Below are 6,415 nucleotides of genomic sequence, written 5' to 3'. Positions count from 1 at the left end.
GCCCGGCACGCCGTCCGCGACCCCGCGGGCGGTGGCGGGCGACGCCGCCGCCGGCCCCGGTACCCGGCAGGCCACCCGCGGCGAAGCCTCAAGCGACACCTGAGAGAATCGGTCCGTGCACATGCCCGAAGCGCCCAGCCCCGAAGCGTCCGCCGGAACGGCCGCGGCACCGCCGCGCGTGCTGTCCGGCATCCAGCCCACCGCCGACTCGTTCCACCTCGGCAACTATCTGGGGGCGCTCCGGCAGTGGGTCTCGATGCAGGACACCCACGACGCCTTCTACTGCGTGGTGGACCTGCACGCGATCACCGTCGAGCACGACCCCGCGCTGCTGCGCCGCCGGACCAAGGTCGCCGTCGCCCAGCTCCTCGCGATGGGCCTGGATCCCGAGCGCGCCACGGTGTTCGTGCAGAGCCACGTCCCCGAGCACGCCGAGCTGGCCTGGGTCCTCGGCTGCCTCACCGGCTTCGGCGAGGCCCAGCGGATGACGCAGTTCAAGGACAAGTCGTCCAAGCAGGGCACGGGCGGTACGACCGTCGGGCTGTTCACCTACCCGGTCCTCCAGGCCGCCGACATCCTGCTCTACTCGCCCGACCCCACCGCCGAGGGCGGCCGGGCGCTGCGCGTCCCCGTCGGCGAGGACCAGCGGCAGCACCTGGAGCTGACCCGCACCCTCGCGCAGCGGTTCAACCACCGCTTCGGCGACACGTTCGTCCTGCCGGACGCGCACATCCCCGAGGGCGCCGCGAAGATCACCGACCTCCAGGAGCCGGACGCCAAGATGAGCAAGTCGGCGTCCTCGCCGCAGGGGATCATCGACGTGCTGGAGGAGCCCGGCCCGATGCGCAAGAAGATCATGCGCGCGGTCACCGACACCGGCTCCGAGGTCGTCTACGACGAGGAGAAGAAGGCCGGCGTCACCAACCTCCTGCGGATCTTCTCCGCGCTGGAGGGCATCTCCGTCCCCGACCTCGAAAGCCGCTACGCGGGCTCGGGGTACGGGCAGTTCAAGAAGGACCTCGCGCAGGTCGTCCTCGACACGTTCACGCCGATCAGGGAGCGCACCCTCAAGCTGCTGGACGACGAGGAGCGGCTCGACCGGGTGCTCGCCCTCGGCGCCGAGCGCGCCTCCGGCGTCGCCGCCGCGACGATGGAGACCGTGCGCGAACGGGTGGGATTCGTGGGACGTGGCCGCTGACGGCCCCGCCCGCGACGCCGCGGAGGGCCCCGGGAACGCGCCCTCCGCCGCCGGGGGCGTGACCCCCGGCGGGGACGGCGGCGTGCGCACCATCGGCGTCGCCATCCCCATCCCCGACCCGTACGGGGCTTTTCTCCAGGCCCGGCGGGCCTCGTTCGGTGATCCGCTCGCCCACGCGATCCCGACGCACATCACGCTGCTGCCGCCGACCGAGGTCCCCGAGTCCGGGATCGACGCCGTCCAGGAGCATCTGCGGAACGTCGCCGGTACCGAGACCCCGTTCCCGATCAGGCTACGAGGCAGCGGAACGTTCCGGCCGGTGTCACCGGTCGTGTTCGTGGCGCTTGCCGAAGGAATCGGCGGTTGTGAGCGGGTTCAGGCGAAGGTTCTGTCGGGTCCGCTCGCCCGGCCGCTGCCGTTCCCGTACCACCCGCACGTGACCATCGCCCACCACCTCCCCGACAACGTCATGGACCAGGCGTTCAAGGAGCTCGCCGGCTACAGCGCCGACTTCGAGACGTGGGGCTTCTCCCTGTACGAGCACGGGCGGGACGGCGTCTGGCGCCCGCAGTGCGACTTCATCTTCGGGGACGGCGCCGTGCCGTCCCCGGGCGGCGACCGCGGCGGGCCCGCCCCCGGGTGAGCCGGGCCGCGCGAGACGCTGCGTTGACCGTTCGATTACCGTCTGCGGCATCGAGTGGCCCGCGTTGGGTACGTTGCGTGCATGCGGCAGGTGATCGGCAGGGTTCAGCGGCGAAGCGAGTCCCTGTTCGGCGGCGGGAAGGCGCTGCTGCGACGCACCCGGGAGCGGTCACCGTGGTTCGACCACCAGGTCCGCGCGTTGGAGCGGTACCAGGAACGCCGCGGCGACCGGCTCGCCGCCGCCCTCACCAGCTACGCGTTCCTGTCGTTCTTCCCGCTGATGGCGCTGGCGTACGCGCTGCTCGGCTATCTCGTCGGGGTCAGCGACGAGGCCCGCGCCTACTTCGTCCGGGCGATCAGCTCGCAGCTGCCGGGGCTCGCGGGCCAGCTGGACGTCGAGCAGATCGCCCAGTCCAAGACCGCCGTCGGGGTCCTCGGCCTGGTCGCGCTGCTGGTCACCGGGATCGGCTGGGTGCAGGTGCTGCGCGAGTCCCTGCGCGACATCTGGGGCAACGAGCCGGGCGGCGGCGGCAACTTCTTCCTGAAGCGGCTCTGGGACGGGGGCGTGCTGGCGTTCCTCGGTCTCATCCTGATCTGCGGCATGGCGGTCACGACGGTCACGACGTCCGCCACCCACACCGTCCTCGGCTGGCTCGGCCTGGACCACGTCCCCGGCGCCGGAACCGGGCTGCGGCTGCTGTCCCTCGCCTGCGCCATCTTCTTCGACACCGTGGTCTTCCTGGCCCTGTTCAGCCGGCTGTCGGGCACCCGGGCGCCCTGGCGCCGGATCATCCGCGGCGCGCTCTTCGGCGCGGTCGGCTTCGAGATCCTCAAGCAGATCGCGGCCTTCCTGATCGGGCGGACGACGCAGAACCCCGTCTACGGCACGTTCGCGGTGCTGGTCGGCCTGATGGTGTGGATCAACATCGCGACCCGGTTCGCGCTGTTCGTCGCCGCCTGGACCGCGACGCGCCGCGTCGTCCTCACCGCGGACGCCGCCAACCCGGAGAACAGCGCCGACCGCGCGGAGGTCGAGGCACTCCAGGAGCGCGCCGAACAGGGGCCCGGCAGGCACGAGAGGCCCTCCGCGAACGAGGACCCGGCCGAGGACGAGGACGAGGACGGGGCCCGCCGCCGCAAGCCCGGCCGCTACGAGAAACCGGCCGAGACCGGCAACCGGGTGGAAGACCGGAAGCCCGCAGAGGCCGCGAAGCCGAGCAACGACGAAAAGCCGCTCGAAACCTGGAAAATGGCCTAGGGATCCTTCTATGTTCGTCAAGCTGGGGTGGTGGCTGTGTCGGTGGCGTTGAGGAGGCGGTAGATCTGGCGGGCTAGGTAGCGCTTGAGGCAGCGGCGGATCTCTTTGGTGGTGCGGCCTTGGGCTCGGCGTCGCTCGACGTAGGCGCGGGTTTGCGGGTCGTGGGTCATGCGGGTGAGGACGGCGATGTGCAGGGCTCGGTTCAGGCGCCTGTCACCGCCGCGGTTGAGGCGGTGGCGGACGGTGTTTCCCGAGGACGCGGGGATGGGGTTCACCCCTGCCAGGGCGGCGAACGCGGCCTCGGAACGGACCCGGCCGTGATGCGACCAGGCGGTCAGGCAGATGGCGGCGGTCACGGGCCCGATGCCGGTCTTGTCGAGCAGCGGCGCGGCCTGGCTGGCCTGGACGAGCTGGGTCATGCGGGCGCTGTTGGCGGTGACCTGCTCGTTGAGTTCGAGCACGCGCTTGGCCAGCCGTATGGCCTCGGTGCGGGCGGTGGCAGCGCCCAGCTCCTCATCACGAGCACGCCAGCGGGCGATCGTGGCGATCTGCGTGCCGGTCACTGGCTTGCGGGCATCGATACCCAGGTCGACCACGCGCAGCAGCGCGATCAGCGCGTTGAGGGCCGCGGTGCGTTCGGCCGTCATGTGGTCGCGGGCGGCGACCAGGACCCGCAGCGCGGCCCGCACCCCCTCGGCCAGGCGCGGGCGGCGCAACTGGCAGGTGTTCAGGGCTAGGACGGCGGCGGCGATGCGCTGAGCATCCAGCGGGTCGGACTTACCGGTCCCGTGGTTGGCGCGCGCGTTCATCCGTGCCGCTTCGACGACCTGGTAGCCGGACCGCTCGACCAGGGCTGCCAGACCGGCGCCGTAGGACGCCACGCCCTCGATCACCCAGAGTGTGGCCAGGTCTGCGCCGGTGCGGCGGGCCGCCCACGCGATCGCGCGGGCCATGCCCGCCGCCGTGGCCGGGAACTGCCCGGTGTCGATGACCTCACCGGTGGCGGCAAGGATCGCCAGGACGTGATGGCGGGCGTGGGTGTCGACGCCGACGACGAACGGGTGGGTATGCGCGACGATGGCCACAGCGGCTCGGGTCCTTCCTGTCCCAGGAACAGCGGTCCGGCCGCTGACGGCCGGCGCCGGTCTGGATAGGAGTCACTTCGGGGCAGCACTGTGATGAGTCACGCCCGTCGGGCGGACAGCCTTCTGATCAGGTCACCGAGGTGGGCCAGGACGGCGCCGGCCGTCCCGCCTCGGACGGACAGATCCCTAGAAGAGCACCCCGAAGGGGCTGAGCCTGTCTCGAGTCACGACCAAGGTCGGAGCAGCCGACGCCATCCTTGCCAGCCGATCCCAGACCAGCCAGCACAAGACTCACAGCCTGTCTCGAAGTGGCCCTGCCCGCACGCGCGAACGCGTGACCTGGCCGGTGGAGCGAAGCCGGAGGCGAGCGGAGCCGGGCGGATCGCGAAGCGATGTCAGCGTTCGCCCAGGGCCGGTCACGCAGCGAGCCGCCAGGCGAGCGAAGTGGGCCGGGACGTTGAAACACAGCCGCCAGGCGAGCGAAGTGGGCCGGGACTGTGAAACACGGTCAGGTCCAGAAGGCGTCGTTGGCGTACTGGTCCTCGGCCAGGGTGCGGATCTCGGTGACCTTTCCGTCGCGGAAGCGGAACAGGTCGACGGCGCGGCCGTCCAGGATGCGGCTGGGGCGCTCGGCGCGGGTCTGGACGAGGGCCGCGCCGTACTCGTCGTTGGCCATGATCGAGTAGGGCTCGGTGTGGAACGTCCCGCCGGACAGCTCGAACAGCCGGACGTAGAAGCCCAGGACCTCCTCGGGCGTCCGGTACTCGCCGCAGACGGGCCCGCGTCCGGGGACGCGGTGCACGACGTCGTCGGCGAGCAGCTCGCGGATGAGGTCCATGTCGCCCTTGGCGAAGGCCGTGTAGCCGTCCTTCAGCAGCGTCACGTTCGGATGCTCGTAGGTCGGCGGCGGCTCCGGTGCGAGGGCGGGGGCGCCGGGCAAGGGAACATACAAGTCGGACATGGCGCAGTTCCTCCCCGCGGCGCCGTTCCGCCGTCCCCCGGCGGTGACGCGATCACCGGCGCCACCGCGAGCGTAAGCCCGCCGGGCGCGGCGGTGCCAGGCCCGTGGGAAGGGGTGGAAGAAGCTTTACCGGCCGCCGCGGTAGCGGGCCGCCTCCAGCCGCCGCCTGCGGCGCAGCACCACGTACAGCACCGCGATCGCGAGCAGGGCTCCGACGGCGCCGCCGCCGACGAGCAGCCACATGCGGGACGAGTCGTCGGAGGCGAGCGGCGCGTCGGGCAGCACGCCCGAGCCGCCGTTCTTGCGGGTCTGCTCGATGTCCCCGGGCGGGACGAGCGCGCCCACCGGCTGGACCTTGCCGCGCGCGGCGAAGCCCCAGTCCAGCAGCTTGGCCGCGTACGCCGAGGGCGGCATGTCCGCCCGCATCAGCGAGATCACGATCGTGTGCCCGCCGCGGCGCGCCTGGGCGACGAAGGTCTGCTGGGCGGCGATCGTGTAGCCGTTCTTGCCGCCGAGCATCCCGGGGTAGGCCAGCCGCTCGCCCGGGAGCATGTGGTTGTGCGTGTGGATCGGGTACCCGCCGACCTTCTTGCCCTTCTTGCGCTCCTTCTTGGTCGGGGGCGCCGGGAACTGGAAGTCGATCGCCTGCATGTAGGCGCGGTACTCGGGGTTCTTCATCCCCTCGCGCAGGATGAGCGCGAGGTCGTAGGCCGAGGTGTGCTGCGTCCGGACGTTCAGCCCGAGGTCCTTGTCCAGCCCGTTCGGGGACCCGGCGAGCGTGTCGCGCGCGTTGATCCGCCTGGCCTCGGCGTTCATGTCGGCGAGGGTCCTGCCCATCCCGCCGTCGGCCTCGGCCAGCGTCACCGCCGCGTCGTTGGCCGACATCATCAGCAGCGCGTGGAACAGGTCGGAGACCTTGTACTGCATCTTCGGGGTCAGCCCGACCTTGGTGCCCTCGGTGTCGCACGCCTTCTGGGACGGCCGGACGAGCCGGTTCGGGTCCAGCTTGGGGACGAGCGTCAGCGCGGTGAGGGTCTTGAGGGTGCTGGCGGGCAGGTAGTGCCCGTGCGCGTCCTTGGCGGCCAGGACCTCGCCGGTGTCGGCGTCCGCGATCAGGTACGAGGCCGCCTTGATCTTCGGCGGGGCCGGGACGCCCGGGGCCGTGCCCGCGACGACGCCGCGGCTCGCGTGCAGGTAGTTCGCCACCATCTGGAACCGGGGGTCGTAGGGGTAGGCCTTGAGCCGGTACCCGCCGAGGTCGTCCGGGAGGG

At 71.7% G+C, this 6,415-nt stretch carries 6 protein-coding genes; 3 read left to right on the top strand and 3 right to left on the bottom strand.

Annotated features, from left to right (window positions below):
• The first annotated feature begins 121 nt into the window (after nucleotides 1–121).
• The 3 genes from trpS to AB0K37_RS39405 all read left to right on the top strand — a co-directional run bounded on the left by trpS (nucleotide 122) and on the right by AB0K37_RS39405 (nucleotide 3,098).
• A complete protein-coding gene (trpS, locus tag AB0K37_RS39415) occupies nucleotides 122–1,198 on the top strand; it encodes a tryptophan--tRNA ligase (RefSeq protein ID WP_363990566.1) in 1,077 nt (358 codons plus the stop codon).
• Nucleotides 1,188–1,841 (top strand): 2'-5' RNA ligase family protein, encoded by a 654-nt coding sequence (locus tag AB0K37_RS39410; RefSeq protein WP_363990563.1) that lies wholly within the window; start codon nucleotides 1,188–1,190, stop codon nucleotides 1,839–1,841. The genes trpS and AB0K37_RS39410 overlap by 11 nt, the downstream gene beginning before the upstream one ends.
• 81 nt (nucleotides 1,842–1,922) lie before the next feature.
• Complete coding sequence (locus tag AB0K37_RS39405) at nucleotides 1,923–3,098, top strand: YihY/virulence factor BrkB family protein (protein ID WP_363990560.1); 1,176 nt, start codon at nucleotides 1,923–1,925, stop codon at nucleotides 3,096–3,098.
• 17 nt (nucleotides 3,099–3,115) lie between these two features.
• Here the strand turns inward: AB0K37_RS39405 and AB0K37_RS39400 are convergent, their stop codons facing one another.
• The 3 genes from AB0K37_RS39400 to AB0K37_RS39390 form a co-directional block, all read right to left on the bottom strand.
• A complete protein-coding gene (locus tag AB0K37_RS39400) occupies nucleotides 3,116–4,183 on the bottom strand; it encodes an IS110 family transposase (protein WP_363990558.1) in 1,068 nt (355 codons plus the stop codon).
• A gap of 508 nt (nucleotides 4,184–4,691) precedes the next feature.
• Nucleotides 4,692–5,144, bottom strand: a complete 453-nt coding sequence (locus tag AB0K37_RS39395; protein ID WP_363990555.1) for a nuclear transport factor 2 family protein — start codon at nucleotides 5,142–5,144, stop codon at nucleotides 4,692–4,694.
• Between the two features lie 126 nt (nucleotides 5,145–5,270).
• Nucleotides 5,271–6,415 (bottom strand): D-alanyl-D-alanine carboxypeptidase (locus AB0K37_RS39390; protein WP_363990553.1); only part of this gene is annotated, 1,145 nt, incomplete at its 5' end.

It is taken from the genome of Actinomadura sp. NPDC049753 (assembly GCF_040674655.1).
Lineage (GTDB): Bacteria > Actinomycetota > Actinomycetes > Streptosporangiales > Streptosporangiaceae > Spirillospora > Spirillospora verrucosospora.
This window is presented reverse-complemented; position numbering and strand designations above follow the sequence as displayed.

What these genes read in the sequence shown, in the direction of transcription:
- trpS (WP_363990566.1), top strand. Translation starts at nt 122, where the DNA reads ATGCCCGAAGCGCCCAGCCCCGAAGCGTCCGCCGGAACGGCCGCGGCA.
- AB0K37_RS39395 (WP_363990555.1), bottom strand. Translation starts at nt 5,144, where the DNA reads ATGTCCGACTTGTATGTTCCCTTGCCCGGCGCCCCCGCCCTCGCACCG.
- AB0K37_RS39405 (WP_363990560.1), top strand. Translation starts at nt 1,923, where the DNA reads ATGCGGCAGGTGATCGGCAGGGTTCAGCGGCGAAGCGAGTCCCTGTTC.